Annotated in this window: 22 protein-coding genes; 20 read left to right on the top strand and 2 right to left on the bottom strand. The window is 42.4% G+C overall.

Translation table 11 applies throughout. The features are described 5' to 3' along the window. Window positions 1-181: 181 nt before the first annotated feature. From ABMY35_RS01130 to ABMY35_RS01070, 13 genes are all read left to right on the top strand, one after another. Window positions 182-1,015: a major capsid protein P2 gene (locus ABMY35_RS01130; protein WP_349284673.1), complete on the top strand. Its 834-nt coding sequence runs from the start codon at window positions 182-184 to the stop codon at window positions 1,013-1,015. A 9-nt stretch (window positions 1,016-1,024) separates the two neighbouring features. Beyond that, window positions 1,025-1,294, top strand: a complete 270-nt coding sequence (locus ABMY35_RS01125; RefSeq protein ID WP_349284672.1) for a hypothetical protein — start codon at window positions 1,025-1,027, stop codon at window positions 1,292-1,294. Between the two features lie 2 nt (window positions 1,295-1,296). Continuing rightward, entirely contained in the window at window positions 1,297-1,443 is a 147-nt protein-coding gene (locus tag ABMY35_RS01120) for a hypothetical protein (RefSeq protein ID WP_349284671.1), read from the top strand. Next, entirely contained in the window at window positions 1,443-1,649 is a 207-nt protein-coding gene (locus ABMY35_RS01115) for a hypothetical protein (protein ID WP_349284670.1), read from the top strand. Before ABMY35_RS01120 ends, ABMY35_RS01115 begins: the two co-directional genes overlap by 1 nt. Then, a complete protein-coding gene (locus ABMY35_RS01110; protein ID WP_349284669.1) occupies window positions 1,636-2,010 on the top strand; it encodes a hypothetical protein in 375 nt (124 codons plus the stop codon). The genes ABMY35_RS01115 and ABMY35_RS01110 overlap by 14 nt, the downstream gene beginning before the upstream one ends. Beyond that, window positions 2,000-3,601: a hypothetical protein gene (locus ABMY35_RS01105; RefSeq protein ID WP_349284668.1), complete on the top strand. Its 1,602-nt coding sequence runs from the start codon at window positions 2,000-2,002 to the stop codon at window positions 3,599-3,601. The genes ABMY35_RS01110 and ABMY35_RS01105 overlap by 11 nt, the downstream gene beginning before the upstream one ends. Then, on the top strand, window positions 3,601-4,224 hold the full coding sequence (locus tag ABMY35_RS01100) for a hypothetical protein (protein ID WP_349284667.1): 624 nt from the start codon (window positions 3,601-3,603) through the stop codon (window positions 4,222-4,224). Before ABMY35_RS01105 ends, ABMY35_RS01100 begins: the two co-directional genes overlap by 1 nt. Next, window positions 4,221-4,670, top strand: a complete 450-nt coding sequence (locus tag ABMY35_RS01095) for a hypothetical protein (protein ID WP_349284666.1) — start codon at window positions 4,221-4,223, stop codon at window positions 4,668-4,670. The genes ABMY35_RS01100 and ABMY35_RS01095 overlap by 4 nt, the downstream gene beginning before the upstream one ends. Continuing rightward, window positions 4,667-5,479, top strand: a complete 813-nt coding sequence (locus ABMY35_RS01090) for a hypothetical protein (RefSeq protein ID WP_349284665.1) — start codon at window positions 4,667-4,669, stop codon at window positions 5,477-5,479. Before ABMY35_RS01095 ends, ABMY35_RS01090 begins: the two co-directional genes overlap by 4 nt. 9 nt (window positions 5,480-5,488) lie before the next feature. Next, window positions 5,489-5,770, top strand: a complete 282-nt coding sequence (locus ABMY35_RS01085; RefSeq protein WP_349284664.1) for a hypothetical protein — start codon at window positions 5,489-5,491, stop codon at window positions 5,768-5,770. A gap of 57 nt (window positions 5,771-5,827) precedes the next feature. Continuing rightward, window positions 5,828-6,235: a hypothetical protein gene (locus ABMY35_RS01080; RefSeq protein WP_349284663.1), complete on the top strand. Its 408-nt coding sequence runs from the start codon at window positions 5,828-5,830 to the stop codon at window positions 6,233-6,235. Between the two features lie 109 nt (window positions 6,236-6,344). Next, window positions 6,345-6,509: a hypothetical protein gene (locus tag ABMY35_RS01075; protein WP_165385473.1), complete on the top strand. Its 165-nt coding sequence runs from the start codon at window positions 6,345-6,347 to the stop codon at window positions 6,507-6,509. Next, complete coding sequence (locus ABMY35_RS01070) at window positions 6,490-6,648, top strand: hypothetical protein (RefSeq protein ID WP_349284662.1); 159 nt, start codon at window positions 6,490-6,492, stop codon at window positions 6,646-6,648. The genes ABMY35_RS01075 and ABMY35_RS01070 overlap by 20 nt, the downstream gene beginning before the upstream one ends. 36 nt (window positions 6,649-6,684) lie before the next feature. Here the strand turns inward: ABMY35_RS01070 and ABMY35_RS01065 are convergent, their stop codons facing one another. After that, window positions 6,685-7,488: a hypothetical protein gene (locus tag ABMY35_RS01065; protein WP_349284661.1), complete on the bottom strand. Its 804-nt coding sequence runs from the start codon at window positions 7,486-7,488 to the stop codon at window positions 6,685-6,687. A 12-nt stretch (window positions 7,489-7,500) separates the two neighbouring features. Then, window positions 7,501-8,571 (bottom strand): site-specific integrase, encoded by a 1,071-nt coding sequence (locus ABMY35_RS01060; RefSeq protein WP_349284660.1) that lies wholly within the window; start codon window positions 8,569-8,571, stop codon window positions 7,501-7,503. A 111-nt stretch (window positions 8,572-8,682) separates the two neighbouring features. On the opposite strand from ABMY35_RS01060, the gene dusA reads away from it, so the two are divergent. From dusA to ABMY35_RS01025, 7 genes are all read left to right on the top strand, one after another. Further along, window positions 8,683-9,696: a tRNA dihydrouridine(20/20a) synthase DusA gene (gene dusA / locus ABMY35_RS01055; protein ID WP_349284659.1), complete on the top strand. Its 1,014-nt coding sequence runs from the start codon at window positions 8,683-8,685 to the stop codon at window positions 9,694-9,696. Between the two features lie 401 nt (window positions 9,697-10,097). Continuing rightward, window positions 10,098-10,787 carry a PspA/IM30 family protein gene (locus ABMY35_RS01050; protein WP_349284658.1) on the top strand — a complete coding sequence of 230 codons (690 nt, stop codon included), beginning with the start codon at window positions 10,098-10,100 and terminating at the stop codon, window positions 10,785-10,787. A gap of 80 nt (window positions 10,788-10,867) precedes the next feature. Next, complete coding sequence (locus ABMY35_RS01045; RefSeq protein WP_349284657.1) at window positions 10,868-11,068, top strand: PspC domain-containing protein; 201 nt, start codon at window positions 10,868-10,870, stop codon at window positions 11,066-11,068. A gap of 38 nt (window positions 11,069-11,106) precedes the next feature. Further along, window positions 11,107-11,430, top strand: coding sequence for a hypothetical protein (locus ABMY35_RS01040; RefSeq protein ID WP_349284656.1), 324 nt, complete (start codon window positions 11,107-11,109; stop codon window positions 11,428-11,430). Between the two features lie 77 nt (window positions 11,431-11,507). Further along, entirely contained in the window at window positions 11,508-12,011 is a 504-nt protein-coding gene (locus ABMY35_RS01035) for a copper chaperone PCu(A)C (RefSeq protein ID WP_349284655.1), read from the top strand. 9 nt (window positions 12,012-12,020) lie between these two features. Continuing rightward, a complete protein-coding gene (locus tag ABMY35_RS01030; protein ID WP_349284654.1) occupies window positions 12,021-13,007 on the top strand; it encodes a DUF2333 family protein in 987 nt (328 codons plus the stop codon). A gap of 3 nt (window positions 13,008-13,010) precedes the next feature. Further along, window positions 13,011-13,772, top strand: a complete 762-nt coding sequence (locus tag ABMY35_RS01025; RefSeq protein WP_349284653.1) for a TIGR04219 family outer membrane beta-barrel protein — start codon at window positions 13,011-13,013, stop codon at window positions 13,770-13,772. The last annotated feature ends 405 nt before the right edge of the window (window positions 13,773-14,177 follow it).

Raw genomic sequence — 14,177 nt, 5'->3', positions numbered from 1 at the left:
CGGTTGGAGCATCTGGGGTAATTTAGGTAATAGACACGTTAATCAAAAGGAATTTTAAATGTCTGCAAAAACTAAAAATCACTTAATCACTTTCGGTATCGCAACAGTAGCGGCGGCGCTTGTGGTTTGGGCATCTAACAACGTAGATGCGGTTGAAGACGTAATCGGCTAGGGGTAAGCAATGTCACAGAAAACACCTGCAAAGGTAAAATTACCCGCGTTTAGCGGCTTAAATTTTGAAGAGTCATGGACAACCAAGCTGCAAGCGGGTTGGTCGTTTCACCGTATTGATTTAATCACTAATTTAAAGTCGGCTAAATCAATCAGTAAAATCAAAATTGATATTGGCGGCGCTGATGTGCTGTCGATTACTGGCGAGCGTTTACGCCAACTTAACGCGCTTTATGATGACCACACGGAAGAAGGCCGCTTTGTGCTTGATTTAAGTAACTTCCGTTACCGCACAATCAAGGGTATTTACCAAACCATGCTAGCAACAACGTTAACCCAAGACGTAACGCTAACGGTGGAGTTTGGCAAACGTGATACCTCTGCGGGCGACCCAGAAAAGCCAGTAATGCGTGCAACGTCATACATTACAAAAACTGACGCTTTAGGCGCGGTATTCATGCCATTCAAAAAAGAGCTTTCGCAAATGACAGCGGGCGCGGGCGACCATGTTTATGACTACCCGAACGGCGCGGCGAATGTGTTTCTTCAACGTTTAATCTTTGATGAAAACGAAGTGAAGATTTCACGCATTTTGGTTAAGCGTGGCGGTAACACAATTCACACCTACGAGCGTGAAGACCTCGACTTTGACTTGCAAGAGCTTGCGGGCTTGAAGCTGCAAGAGGGTATTTGTGTTCTTGACTTCACTTTGTTTGGTTTTGGCTCTGATGGTGCGTTACCAACTCAAGGTCTTTCGTTTGAATTTATGGTTGACGGTAAAGGCTCAATCAAAACTTACGTAGAAGGTTTTGAGCAGAAGAAGCTAATTCGCCCAGCGGCGTAAGGGGCTGCTATGTGGAAGGGAATTCTAGAAGGGGGCTTTGAATCACTTGGGGAGATTGGAAAAACAATCGCCACGGGTTTGGTTGAAGTCAAAAAGGAAGAAGCACGACAGCCTGAGCGCATGAAACAGGTTGAGCCAATCAAAGGGAAAAACCCTGATGGTTCAACCACAGTGGCAGCGCCAAGAGTACAAGCACCAATCAGTCAAAATACATTGCTGATTGGTGGGGCGATTGGCTTGGGCTTAATCGCAGTGCTTTTAATCGCTACAAGGAAGTAACTATGTTGCCATTAGTTCCAATTTTAGCCGCTGGCGGCGGCTTGTTTGTGGGAAGTTCGCTTGGTGGGTTTGGTAAAAGCCTTGTTCGTCTAGCGGTCATTGGTGGTGTGGGTTACATGGCTTATAAAACAGTATTGGTGAAAAAGTAATGTTTCCAGCACTCCCCCAAAACTTCACAAACACAGGGCAAATGCCCATTAGTGGCGGTGATGCTAAGTCAGGTAATGGTGATTCGGTTTATAACAATCACACCCGCTTCGGCGGTATGACTTACAACAAAGGCCTGCCACAGTGGGCGATTTTTGCAGGGCTTGGGCTGGCTGTTTTTTGGGTGTTTACCAGTGCAAAGCGTTGAATTAACTGATTCGGTTTTACGCGTTCTGCGCCCCGCGCTTTATGGCGCAAAGGGAACGATTAAGCGCGAGATACGACAAGGAAAAAGCAAGCTTCATCAAGTGAATGAACTTTACATAGTGACTCGCAAGGAAGCGAGCGAGCTTGTAGTCGTGGCTATCGCGGGGCGCAAATTATTAGACGCTGTAGAACCATTAATTAGATATGCAAAGGCGGTTGGGTGTAGCTCAATTCGTTGGCACACCCGAAACCCTGAGCATGTTCAACACGGCTTTGCCAATTTACCCATAGAACGGCCAATACTTAAAAAAGGACTTTTTAATGATGAATACATTTTTAGGTTGGTGCTAGATGGGCGGTAAATCAAGAAGCAACCAAAGCACTAGCACAAAGCAAACATCATATAGTCAAGTGAACGACGGCCAGTTTGCAGGGGCGAGTAATGTTGATGCGTCACGCACCGACATTGATTATGAAGTCGATAACTCCATTGAGTACGAGCTAGACCAAGAGATAGATAATTCGGTTGAGTATGACTTAGACCAAGACATAGACAATTCTATTGAGTATGACTTAGACCAAGACATAGACAACTCAGTCGAGCAGGACATTGATAATTCTCAGCACTACGACCTAGACCAAGACATAGATAATTCAGTCGAACAAGACATAGATAATTCTATTGAAATGGAAGGCGATTTCGCTGGGGTGTCTGGCACTGTCACCGTGTTAGATGGTGGCGCGATTGAAATGGCCGAAAACGTTTCAATGGCTGGCATAGAAGGGAATCTTGAAGCGCTGGACATGGCGAGCGGCTTAAGTGAATTTGCCTTATCTGAAATGGGTAGCACCGTTGAAGAAATGGCGGGTGTCACTGATGGCGCTTTTGGTTTATCAGAGTACGCACTAAATGAAATGCGCGGCGTTGCTGATGGTGCTTTTGACTTGTCATCGGATGCAATGAGCGATATGCGTGATTTAACGCATGACGCTCTATCAGAAATGAGCGACTTGGGTAGTGATGGTTTCAGCTTGGCTGAAAGTGCCATTGATACCGGTGCTGATTTAGCGCAAAGCCTTACAGTGCAATCACTTGATTCAATGAGTGGTGTTTCTGGTGATGCACTGGCGCAAATGGGTGATGTATCAACGGTATCAATCGAAGAAATGGGCGACTTAAGCCGACACTCAATTGATAGCGTGAGCGATACAAACCAGTTTCTTGCGAGTACCTACATTGACGGATTGAACACAGCCAGTGCAAGCAATGCTGAGTTCATGGCTGATGTTACGGAAAGCAATTTAGATTCAATGGCAAATCTGTCAACTCATGCAATTGATAGTGTGAGTGAGTCTAATCAGTTTCTTGCTAGCACGTACATTGATGGATTAAACACAGCCAGTGCAAACAACGCTGAGTATATGGCTGATGTAACGAGCGACAACATTAACGCAATTACTGAACTAAGCGGCGAGCTTGGTGCGGGCAATCAAGCGTTAATGGCGAATGTTGCCGAGCAGTTATCGAGCGGGTACACGGAAGGTTTAGGTGTTCTAGCAAATATGAGCGAACACACCTCAGAAACTCTTGCTGATAGTCACAATCAAAATCTTGCGGTGTTGAGTGAATTAGCAAACAACACACTAAGCGGTACACAAGATTTTGCTGAGTCAATGACTGAAAACTTAGGTGATGCACACAGCCAAAACATAGCGCTTTTGTCTAACTTGCAAACCGATGTGACTGAGTTCTTAACCGATGCAGGGCAAGCCAATGTTGCAGCGAATAATGCAGCGCTTGAACATGTATCGGCTTTGGCTCAATCAACGAGCTTACAGGGTCAAGACTTGGTCGCTAAATCTGCGAGTGACATGGTGCGCTATATCAGTATTGCGCTTGGTGCGGGTATCTCAGTAATCGCACTGATTATGATCATAGGGAGGTCGAAATAATGTCAAAAATTAGTGTTCAACCTCATAGTAACGCGCAATTACAAACGCCCGCTAAGTTTCTAAGTATCTTAGATGCTTCACACACATTCATCATTACTGTGCCTGACAATGGTGATGTTGTGGGTGCAACGGGTCGTCAGTATGAGCTAGACAATGTGAACTATGTCATTGTCGATAACCCATCTGATGATGTGCTTGAAATTGAATTTGAGCGCTCAAATATTCGAATCACGGCCATTGCTGACGGCAATGTGAAAGTGGTAAATAAGCTCAAAATCGACAGTATTGACGATGAAGTTAATGTAAAAATTAACGATGAAGTAAAAGTGTTGTCACGCTCAGAAGTGGGCTTGGGCTTAGATTCATTAGACGACATCGACATCGAACCACAGCAATCGAAAAAGGTCATTAATGCGAACCCAAATCGCAAAGAGCTTATTTTGCAAAATACCAGCGCGAACCCTGTAGAAATTCGTGTCGGTGGTGTAAATGTAGGTCAGCGAAACGGCGGCATTATTAAAGCGGGTGGGGCACTTGGTCTAAGTAATGGCGCAGCGGTTTATGCGTTTAATACTGACCAAAGCTACAGCGCAAAGCTTAGTATTATTGAGGTGTTGCTATGAGTTACATAAGCAACCCACAAAATAATGCCAGTTTACTGGCTGAAATACTCACAAACATGGACCCAAGCCAACATGACGCGGTTGTGCTGCTTAACCAATTGACTGAATCAGTCTCGGGTTTAGCTTATGCGCAAGTATCTAGCATGTTACGCGGGCATAGCGACTGGCAAGACGGTCAAGCGCAAATCGGTAATGTTGCCGAGTTGGTCGCAATCAGTATTAAGCATGGCGTTGAAATTAACGACCTAATTAATGCGGTTGCGGGTAATACGTCACTAGTAATCGGGAATGGTCATGCAATAAATGACCTTGCCACCGCATTGACTGAAAACTTAACTATGAGTCTGGGCAATGGTGTTACAGCAAATACCGCGCTTGGGCTTGGAATTGAAAATGCCATGGCTGAAATTCAGCAGGCACAGAATGAAATCAAGGAAATGATATGAGTTCAAATTTAGAGAACCTAGGCTTTTTAGCCGCTGACGTTCGCAAGTTATTAGATGCCATTCGTGGCGGTCTAATTGCAGATATGAAAACAGAGCAAGTTCAGATTCTAGAAGGATTTGAAACTGCTTATAACGCAGCACTATCAGCGTTCACTCAACAAAAAGGTGAAGCGTTAAACCAGTTCAACCAAGAAAGAGCAGAGGCTTTTGCGGCAGCAGATAGCCAGTTGCAACAACGTCGCGCTGCGGTGGATGCGGTATTGGCTGATTTGCATGGTCACGCGTATCAAAGAGCACTGTATTTTGACGGCCATTTGCACACAAAGCTGTCACTAGGTATTCAAGCTGACCAGCTTGATAACACAATCAGTGAATGGGTTAAAGTTCCGTCTGGGTTAAATGGGATTGGTGATGAGTCGTACTTGTCAGAGTATGACAATCTAACAGTGCTGCATCTTAAAAGAGCGCACATTCTTCCGGGTGGATATCCCGACCATGTAACCGACCACAGCATTACAAGATTTCAATTTGTTGTAGCTAATACTGTAGCAAGCTCAGCTCAAATTAACACCGAAATTCAGCGTCGTGGTTTGGTTGTTGGTAATGTTGGCGGTTGGGACTTTGCAACTAAAACAGCGGAAATTAATGTTTTAAAAATTGCTGAATTGCATCCATCTCAAACGCTTTTTGTTCGACTTGTGAACACACCATATGTGGATGGTACAGAAGCGCAGGAAATTACCGCTTTTGGTGGTGTTTGTAGTTTTTCAGTGGATAAAGTAATTAACTATCCACGCGTATCAAATTAAGGGAATAGTATGGAAATCAAAACAGAGCTGGGAAAGGTGTTACTTGATGGGAGTGCAGTTGAAGAGCTTGTGAAATTAGGTCACACAGAAGATGCTGCAAAGGGTTATGTTAGAACTGCAATGCAAGAGGTTGAAGGTCTAACTGTTATTCAGCAAAGACAACAAGCTTATAAACAAGAAGCCGACCCGCTTTTCATTGAATGGCAATTCGACCAAACGCCAGAAGCAGAGCAAGCTTGGCGCGCCAAGGTTGAAGAAATCAAAGCGCGCTATCCAAAACCAGCGGCTTAAGCCATGTCTAAACCACTCATAGCAGCCGCAGGGCTGCTAATTTTAGGAGTTGTATTCATGGCAACCAATAAACCGCGCAACGTGCGCAACAACAACCCGCTCAACATTCGCGCCAATGGTATTAAATGGGATGGGGCAGTGGGTGACGATGGTGAGTTTGTTAAATTTGAATCGCCCGAAATGGGTTTTCGTGCAGCATTCAAAACATTGATGACATACCGCAATAAGCACGACTTAACCACAGTCGAGAGTATCATTAATCGCTGGGCACCAAGTTCAGAGAACCACACAGAAAGCTACATTGATTTTGTTCATTCTCGTTTAGGCACAAGTCGAGCATGGTTCTTTGATGATGAAGTCCCACTCGAAAAATACCCGCAGCTAATTCTAGCTATGGCTGATTTTGAAGGCGCAAAAGGCGCGTTTAATCTCACTCAAGTTCAGCGAGGTATCGCACTTGCTTAATACCAAATGGATGATAACCACAGTCGCGGGCGCAGTGCTTGGCGCGTTTGTGGTGTATCAAATTAAAAAACGCACCAAAGGGATTTTGGACGATGACTAAGGGGGCAGGATGCCAGACACAGCAACAATCGCTATTCTTATCCAAATTGGGGTAGGGGTAGCAACAGTCGCAGCCGTTCGCACGGATGTTGGGTGGCTTAAGCAAGGAATGAAAGAGCTTAAGGAACGAGTAACCAAACTGGAGAACAAAAACCATGTTAAGCACTCTGGGTAAATACCTATTAACCAAACTCGCAACCGAAGTATTCATCAAGCGCGTTTGTCTCGCCACAGCCAAACACTTGGCAAGCAAGAAAACCAACAAACTAGATGATGAATTGGTCAGCGCATTAGATGAAGCGTTGAATAAGTAAAAGAAAGCCGCTAATTAGCGGCTTTTTTATGAGAACCTATGACGAGGCAACTATCTTATCTTGATAAATATCATGCAGCGTCCACTTTTCAAACGAGAAAGTTTTCATGAATGAAGTAAAGCCTTCGAGATTCTGTATATTATTTATTTGAAGGGTTCCTAGTATAAAGTTTGTTAGGTTACCCTCATCATCTATGAAAATGTAAAAAGGCTCATTTCTATGTTTGTCGTATATTGTTAATTTATATTTATACCAAGCTAAATGTGCAATCTCGTAGTTTTGTGATTCAGCAGTAATCACTGCAATATCAGGGTCCATTAAAGGAGCATTTATATTTCTACACTTATAAATAGCTTTGTCGGTAGAAATAGCAATTTGAGCATTTATGAATTCTTGAGGTTTTATTCCTCGCTCAAAGTATTTTAATGTAGGAGGTAGGAAGATTTTTTCAGTTTCATATGGTTTGATAAATAGTGGAGATTGCGCAAAGTCTTTAAGTACTAACTTCTCCCCAGTTTCAAGAAGTAAGTAGAGCCTAGTAATAATAACTGTCTTATCTTTGTCGTTCAATAATGTAACATCCGTAACATGCATAGGCAGACCTTGACCTGCAAGAGTGCTGAATGAGGCTTTTACATCTAAGCCTACTTTTTTGTATGAAAGATATATACCTAATGATGTGGCAATTAAGAAGAAAAAAGGCTTAATGAAAAAATCAAAGCTTTCAATGATTTCTTTTAAGTTTGCTCCTTTGAAAAACTCTAAAAAAGGAACGTCTGATATTATGGCTCCAGTCATAATTAGTAATACACAAACAGCAAAAATTTCTAGTTTTGACATTATTAGCTTTCCTTAATCAAACTTCTCATGCAACTTATGCGGAAACAGCTGCGTATAAACTTGCCATAGTACATTCAAGTTTCTATGGCCTGTCACTTGGGCTACTTCTTCAATTGAGTAGCCCTTTTCAAATAAACGGCTTGCACCTTCGCGGCGTAGGTCGTGATAACGTAAATCTTTAATACCCAACTCATTGCGCACACGCTGAAAGCCAGCGGTTACACTTCGGGCATTAAAAGGAAAAATTAGCTCGCTGGTTTTTGGTTGTTTATATGCCAGGTCAAACGCACCACCTAGTAATGGCACTATCATGTGATTACCTTGTTTCTTACGCGGGTCTTTACGGTCACGCACAATCACGGTCTTATGGTCAACGTTCAGATCATCCCATGTGATTTTGCACACTTCACCAATACGCATACAGGTCAAAATACTGAACTCTAGAATGTCTAAGTAAGGTATTTGAGCCTGTGCGCCTTTGCGGTTTTCCATTCGGGTTTTAAGCCCTTGCTTCAGGCGGTTTAGTTCGTTTTCAGTTGGGCGGCGGGTTCGCTTTTGGCTTTTGCCAATTAACCCCATTTTGATAAGTACAGGCACAGCATCATCAAAAATTTTATGATTGGCTTCAATATTCCAAATTGGGTTGGCTTCTTTCATGACTGAGCGCAGATAAGCAACATCATGGTAAATAGTGGCAGGGCCCGCGCCAGCATCGCGGCGGTTACTGCAATGCTCTATTAGGTCACTCACTTTTAATTGGTCAGATTGAATGTTGGCTATGTCGCAATCCATCAGCATCTTAATGACATATTGCTTAGTGCGGCCTGTTTTGTTCCAAAGGTCGTGATTTTCAAAATACATATTGAGCAGGGTGCCCAGTGTGACCGTGTGCTTTTTCTCAGTCACCCTTTCAGATTCGATTTCATGAACCCTTTTTTTACCCCAAGATTCAGCGAGTGCTTTTGTGCTGAAAGTTTTACTTTCATTGTGTATAATCTCGCCCTTAGATTTTTCGCGCACCACGCACTTGTAGCGTTGTTCGCCAGACGACAATTTTCGTTTTTCGATAGTAAAACCAGCCATTAGAAAGTCCCTCTGAAAAGATGATTTGTCCTACCCGTTGAGGGTGACACTAGGGTGACTGTATATCGAAATTCGGGGTAATTCAAGGTAATTCAAGGCGGTTCAGTAATTATGATAAATGTAGATAAAACAGGCTCTAGCCCTTTAAATACAGGCGATTCAGCATTTAGAAGGTTCTCTGTTGCGCCTATGCTGGATTGGACTGACCGTCATTGCAGAACTTTCCATAGAAAATTGTCTAAACATGCGGTGCTTTATACAGAAATGATTACCACCGGTGCTATTTTATTTGGTAAAGGGGATTATTTGGCGTTTGGTGAACATGAATTACCAGTGGCGCTGCAGCTAGGGGGCTCAGATCCTGAAGCATTGGCAAAGTGTGCGAAGAAAGCCGATGAATACGGGTATAGCGAGATTAACCTAAATGTAGGCTGCCCGTCTGATCGTGTTCAAAACGGTCGCTTTGGTGCGTGCTTAATGGCTGAGCCGCAGCTGGTGGCTGAGTGTGTTGCTGCGATGAAAGCGCAAACTGACGTGCCTGTGACTGTAAAAACACGCATTGGTATTGATGAGCAAGACAGCTACGAGTTTTTAACCACGCTGATTGAAGCGGTTAAAGATGTGGGGTGTGATGACTTTATCATCCATGCGCGTAAGGCTTGGTTACAGGGGTTAAGTCCAAAAGAAAACCGTGAGATCCCACCGCTTGATTATCCGCGTGTATATCAGTTGAAAAAAGATTACCCAGACTTGCATATCAGTATAAATGGTGGCGTTAAAACCATTGAAGAATGCCAGCATCATCTAACGTATATTGATGGGGTGATGGTTGGTCGAGAAGCTTATAGCAACCCATTTATGTTATCGCAGGTTGATGAGCTGTTGTACGGTGGTGAAGCGTTTACGCAGACTCGCCATGAAGTGGTTCGCAGTATGTATGATTACTTTGAAGCGCAAATGAGCGAAGGTGCGAACTTCTGGCATATTGCTCGCCACATGTTAGGTATTTTCCAAAACCAACCGGGTGCGCGAGGGTATCGCCGTCATTTATCAGAGAATGGACATAAGAAAGGCTCGGGTATTGAGATAATGGAAAAAGCACTGACGTTCGTGCCTGAACTGTAAAATTTTAGTGTTTAAACATAATAGGAGAAGCCGCTTAACTAAGCGGCTTCTTTGTTTTCATATACGATGAGTTTGCGTAATGCATCAAAATGCACGGGGTAAACCTGCGACTACATATCTGGGGTTTCTTGTTTTTTGATTATCGCCTTAAACGACGACCGACAAAAATATCGTGATGGGCCTTACCTGTAGGTCGTGGCTTTAGCCCGACAATAACCCACAAAAATTTCATGTTAACTAAATTGACTACTTTTTAGTTTATTTAACGAAATCATTAAATTTGTCTCTCCTATAAAAACTTCCAGAAATCATTAAGTTTATGTTTTATAACATTTTTGTATTTTGGCATAAAGATTGGAATAGCTCTAGTAACCCAATTGCCAAATGCATAGGAGCAGAACATGGCTTTAATCGACAGAATTGAAGATCTTATTAAATCAGAAATTAATGCGTTTTTAGACAAAGCAGAAGATCCACAAAAAATGACTGCGCAGATTGAGAGTGAGTTACAAGATGCCTTGGCTGAGTGTCGTTCAACTGCTGCACAAATTATTGCAGAGCAAAAAGTCTTATCAAGACAGCATGAAGATCTTGCAAAAGGTATTGAGCGTTGGCAGCAACAAGCTGAGCTAGCGGTAAGTAAAGGTCGTGATGATCTAGCAAAATCAGCACTTATCGAAAAGCAAAAGCTTGTAGACGCTCAGGAAGACAACCAAAAGCAAGCGGCACAATTAGAAGACGCGCTGCACAAGCTGAATGAAGATGCCGCTAGGCTAAGTAATAAAATTGCTGAGGTAAAAGCAAAACAGCAGCAATTTTACAGAGCACAAAATAGTGCAGTAGCAAGATTAAAAGTACGTAGCACGTTAAATAGTGAAGAAGTACAAAATGTTTGCGCACGCTTTTCACAACTAGAACAAAAAGTGGAGCGTATCGAAGCACAAGTTGAAAGTTACGATATTGGTAAAAATGATATTTATCAAGAGTTCAAACAAATAGAGCAAGACGAAAAGCTGAGTGACGAGCTGGTTGCACTGAAGCAAAAAGTGACAGCTAAGCAGGTTTCAGAAGCATCAACTTCTGCGCAGTAACCAAAAGTTTGCTAGGTATTAATTCGTTTTGACAGGCTCGGCGCAACGAGGCGCCTCCCTAATTTTTCAGGAGTAAGGTTATGAATATGCAACAAACAACGAAAACATGTCGTCGTATTTTAGCGAGAAAGAAAATTGCAGGTGTATGTGCTGGGCTAGCAGAACGTTTTGATTTACCAGTATGGCTAACTCGAGTATTAACTTTGTTGGTATTTTTAAAGTTCCCAATGATGACGGTGATTGCATACGGATTATGCGCTGTACTGTGGCCAAAGCAGTAATTGCTAGATATTAAGTTGTAAAGACGTAGGAGGTAATTATGAAAACAGCATTGATTTTATTAGCAGCATTACTATTTATTAGCGCATTAAGCTGGGTTCAAACACCTGTTATGTTCTTTGCTATGCCTGAATTTATTTGGGAAATAAGCTGGGTCGGTATCGAGCTAGTTGCGCTTTTAGCTGGCATTATTGCTGTGATCGCGCTGGTGGCATTAGTGAGTGTTGGAGTAATTGGATTGGTGTTAGTTGTGCTCATTGGGCTAGTGTTAGCATTATTATTTAATTCCATCTTTATTGCTCTGCCATTACTTATGTTAGTTGGATTAGCTTGGTTACTTAAGGAAGAATCTCCAGCATATTAGATCTCTACCAGATCAAAGGGTTTCTTGATTTTTCATGCTATGATGTTGCAAGTTAAACTTTTTTCAAAGGAATAAGCATGTTATTAAGAACCCTTTCTCTGGCGGCGGCACTATTACTTTCTGTTTTATCGCAGGCACATGAAGGCCACAGTCACGACCATAGTCACGTACAAAAAGAACTCATGGTGACAGATGCTCAAATTCGTACATTCTTACCGGCGGCAAAATCAACTGCAGCTTATTTCACTATTCATAACCCAATGGATAAATCGGTTTTTCTGAAGAAAGCAACGATTCGGGGGATTGGGCGTGTTGAGATCCATGAGCATGTGCACAAGAATGGCATGATGCGCATGCAAAGAGTCGAATCAGTTGAATTACCTGCGAATCAACAAATAGTGTTCCAGCCGGGTGGTTTTCATTTAATGGCTTTTGAGCCTGAGCATAAATTAAAAGTCGGTGAAAAGCGCAAGTTGACGTTATATTTTGATAATGGCGACAGGCTGTATAGTTTTGTAGAAGTCGTATCTTTGAAAGATACTTTTGAAAAGCCAAAAAATTCACATCATAACCACCATTAAGGAGGGTTTATGCAACAGCATTTAGGAAAAATTGCAGGCGGGTTTGCAGGTTTAGTTGTAGTCGGTTACTTAATCGCGGTTTACTGGAGCTTTGAACCAGCAGCATTCAATGTCGTTGAAAAGGCAAAGCAAACTGCTGAGCAGCAACAAGTTAAATTAGTACCCGGTTATGTCACGTCAACAGCACTTATTGAAGTAAGTGAGACCTTACTGAATAAGCCTGGTGGGTATTTATCAAATGATAAAATGCCACCGAGTGTGTTAATGGATAATATGCCAGCGTGGGAGTATGGTGCCCTTGAAATGGTGCGAGATTTGGCTTTATCAATGCGAAAAGACTTCAGCCGATCTCAATCACAATCTACAGAGCACCCTGCGTTAAAAAAAGCTCAACCACAATTTAATATTAGCTCAACAGCTTGGATCTGGCCCAGTGCAGAAGGTGAATATCAAGTGGGTATTGAGCAGTTAAAGTTGTATCGCGCACAGATTGCGAACCCTCAAGATAGAGAGAGCCAGTTTTATGCTCGTGCAGATAACCTACGTGGCTGGTTAAAAGAAGCAGAGAAACGTTTAGGTAGTTTAAGTCAAAGATTAAGTGCCAGTGTAGGACAAGATAGAGTTAACACAGATCTCGCTGGTGACTCAGCTGCAAACCAAGCGACCAGTGCACCTAGTCATCATGTAGTGAAAACATCATGGTGGAAAATTGACGATGTTTTTTATGAGTCGCGCGGCGCAACTTGGGCATTATTGCACTTTCTAAAAGCAGTAGAACATGATTTTGCTGATGTACTTGAGAAAAAGAATGCTAAAGTTAGTTTACAGCAAATTATTCGCGAGCTTGAGTCAACGCAAGAAACCGTGTGGAGTCCAATGATTTTAAACGGTAATGGCTTTGGTTTTGTTGCTAACCACTCGCTGGTAATGGCAAACTATATATCAAGAGCAAATGCAGCTCTTATTGAACTCAGTGAACTTCTAGCGCAAGGATAAAAAATGAAAAAGTACTGTTTAGCTGCAGCATTATCAATTGCTTTCTTAGCACCGGTTGCAAAAGCAGATATGTTGTTAGGTTTATACGTAGGGGCTGATGGCTGGCAGAGTGAAAACTCAGGTAGTTTTGCAGGTAAAGGTCAGGCAGAAAATTTCAACTTCGAAGATAAGACATTCTCAAGCTACTATGCAGCGTTTGAGCACCCAGTGCCGTTAATTCCAAATATTAAGCTGAAGTACACACAATTAGAGCTGGATGGTAAAACAACTCTAACTGAAACATTTGAGTTCGATGGTCAAGACTTCACAGTCGGCACAGAAGCAAATCTAATGACAGATTTTAGTCACATGGATTACACGCTTTATTATGAATTATTTGATAACGATTTAGTGTCGTTTGACTTTGGTGTAACAGTAAAGCATTTTGATGGTGATGCTACCGTTCAAGGTACGGTAGCAGGCCAGTCAACAACAGAATCTATTGATTTTTCGGCACCAATTCCACTAGGTTATTTACGTGGTGAAGTAGGCTTACCATTAACTGGTTTGAGCGTTTTTGCAGAAGGTAATCTATTGGCAATCGACGATAGCAAAATTCAAGATTACCAAGTAGGTATCGCTTGGGAAGTGATTGACAATCTAGCTGTTGATGTAGCGATCCGTGCTGGCTATCGTTCATTTATCATTGAGTTAGACGATGTAGATGACATCAGCACTGATTTAGACGTATCAGGCCCATTTGCAGGTATTCAGGTTCACTTCTAAGATTTGAATGTTAAATGTAACGAGCTGGCGAGTGAAAAGTTAGCGAGTTACAGGCAATGAATATATGTAGGCGCGGATTTATTCCGCGCTCTTTTGTGCCTGCATAAAGTCAGCGCTTACTATCATGCAAAATATACATTGCGAAGCAAGGTTACTTTTACGCAAGGTGAAATGAGCAATTTGAGCTGCCGCAATGGAGTGCGCTATTTGTAGCTTTGTAGGACGTTATTTATGGAATCAATTTAAAAACTTTGTTGCACTAAAGCACACCTACAGATGATTGAACTTAGTGTTGTATAAGCCGTTATTTATAGTGAACTTTAAAGTTATACTTAGACCCTTAATTGGCAACCTATCATTTGCTTACTGCTTACTGCTTACTGCTTACTGCTTACTGCTTACTGC

The sequence above is a fragment of the Pseudoalteromonas sp. BZB3 genome, from assembly GCF_040104455.1.
Classification (GTDB): domain Bacteria; phylum Pseudomonadota; class Gammaproteobacteria; order Enterobacterales; family Alteromonadaceae; genus Pseudoalteromonas.
This window is presented reverse-complemented; position numbering and strand designations above follow the sequence as displayed.

Excerpts from the sequence above, each read along its gene's own strand:
- ABMY35_RS01105 (WP_349284668.1), top strand. The coding sequence starts at position 2,000 with ATGGGCGGTAAATCAAGAAGCAACCAAAGCACTAGCACAAAGCAAACA.
- ABMY35_RS01025 (WP_349284653.1), top strand. The coding sequence starts at position 13,011 with ATGAAAAAGTACTGTTTAGCTGCAGCATTATCAATTGCTTTCTTAGCA.
- ABMY35_RS01090 (WP_349284665.1), top strand. The coding sequence starts at position 4,667 with ATGAGTTCAAATTTAGAGAACCTAGGCTTTTTAGCCGCTGACGTTCGC.
- ABMY35_RS01130 (WP_349284673.1), top strand. The coding sequence starts at position 182 with ATGTCACAGAAAACACCTGCAAAGGTAAAATTACCCGCGTTTAGCGGC.
- ABMY35_RS01065 (WP_349284661.1), bottom strand. The coding sequence starts at position 7,488 with ATGTCAAAACTAGAAATTTTTGCTGTTTGTGTATTACTAATTATGACT.
- ABMY35_RS01100 (WP_349284667.1), top strand. The coding sequence starts at position 3,601 with ATGTCAAAAATTAGTGTTCAACCTCATAGTAACGCGCAATTACAAACG.
- ABMY35_RS01120 (WP_349284671.1), top strand. The coding sequence starts at position 1,297 with ATGTTGCCATTAGTTCCAATTTTAGCCGCTGGCGGCGGCTTGTTTGTG.
- ABMY35_RS01050 (WP_349284658.1), top strand. The coding sequence starts at position 10,098 with ATGGCTTTAATCGACAGAATTGAAGATCTTATTAAATCAGAAATTAAT.
- ABMY35_RS01060 (WP_349284660.1), bottom strand. The coding sequence starts at position 8,571 with ATGGCTGGTTTTACTATCGAAAAACGAAAATTGTCGTCTGGCGAACAA.
- ABMY35_RS01030 (WP_349284654.1), top strand. The coding sequence starts at position 12,021 with ATGCAACAGCATTTAGGAAAAATTGCAGGCGGGTTTGCAGGTTTAGTT.
- ABMY35_RS01115 (WP_349284670.1), top strand. The coding sequence starts at position 1,443 with ATGTTTCCAGCACTCCCCCAAAACTTCACAAACACAGGGCAAATGCCC.
- ABMY35_RS01080 (WP_349284663.1), top strand. The coding sequence starts at position 5,828 with ATGGCAACCAATAAACCGCGCAACGTGCGCAACAACAACCCGCTCAAC.
- ABMY35_RS01035 (WP_349284655.1), top strand. The coding sequence starts at position 11,508 with ATGTTATTAAGAACCCTTTCTCTGGCGGCGGCACTATTACTTTCTGTT.
- ABMY35_RS01085 (WP_349284664.1), top strand. The coding sequence starts at position 5,489 with ATGGAAATCAAAACAGAGCTGGGAAAGGTGTTACTTGATGGGAGTGCA.
- ABMY35_RS01125 (WP_349284672.1), top strand. The coding sequence starts at position 1,025 with ATGTGGAAGGGAATTCTAGAAGGGGGCTTTGAATCACTTGGGGAGATT.
- ABMY35_RS01070 (WP_349284662.1), top strand. The coding sequence starts at position 6,490 with ATGTTAAGCACTCTGGGTAAATACCTATTAACCAAACTCGCAACCGAA.
- ABMY35_RS01095 (WP_349284666.1), top strand. The coding sequence starts at position 4,221 with ATGAGTTACATAAGCAACCCACAAAATAATGCCAGTTTACTGGCTGAA.
- ABMY35_RS01075 (WP_165385473.1), top strand. The coding sequence starts at position 6,345 with ATGCCAGACACAGCAACAATCGCTATTCTTATCCAAATTGGGGTAGGG.
- dusA (WP_349284659.1), top strand. The coding sequence starts at position 8,683 with ATGATAAATGTAGATAAAACAGGCTCTAGCCCTTTAAATACAGGCGAT.
- ABMY35_RS01045 (WP_349284657.1), top strand. The coding sequence starts at position 10,868 with ATGAATATGCAACAAACAACGAAAACATGTCGTCGTATTTTAGCGAGA.
- ABMY35_RS01040 (WP_349284656.1), top strand. The coding sequence starts at position 11,107 with ATGAAAACAGCATTGATTTTATTAGCAGCATTACTATTTATTAGCGCA.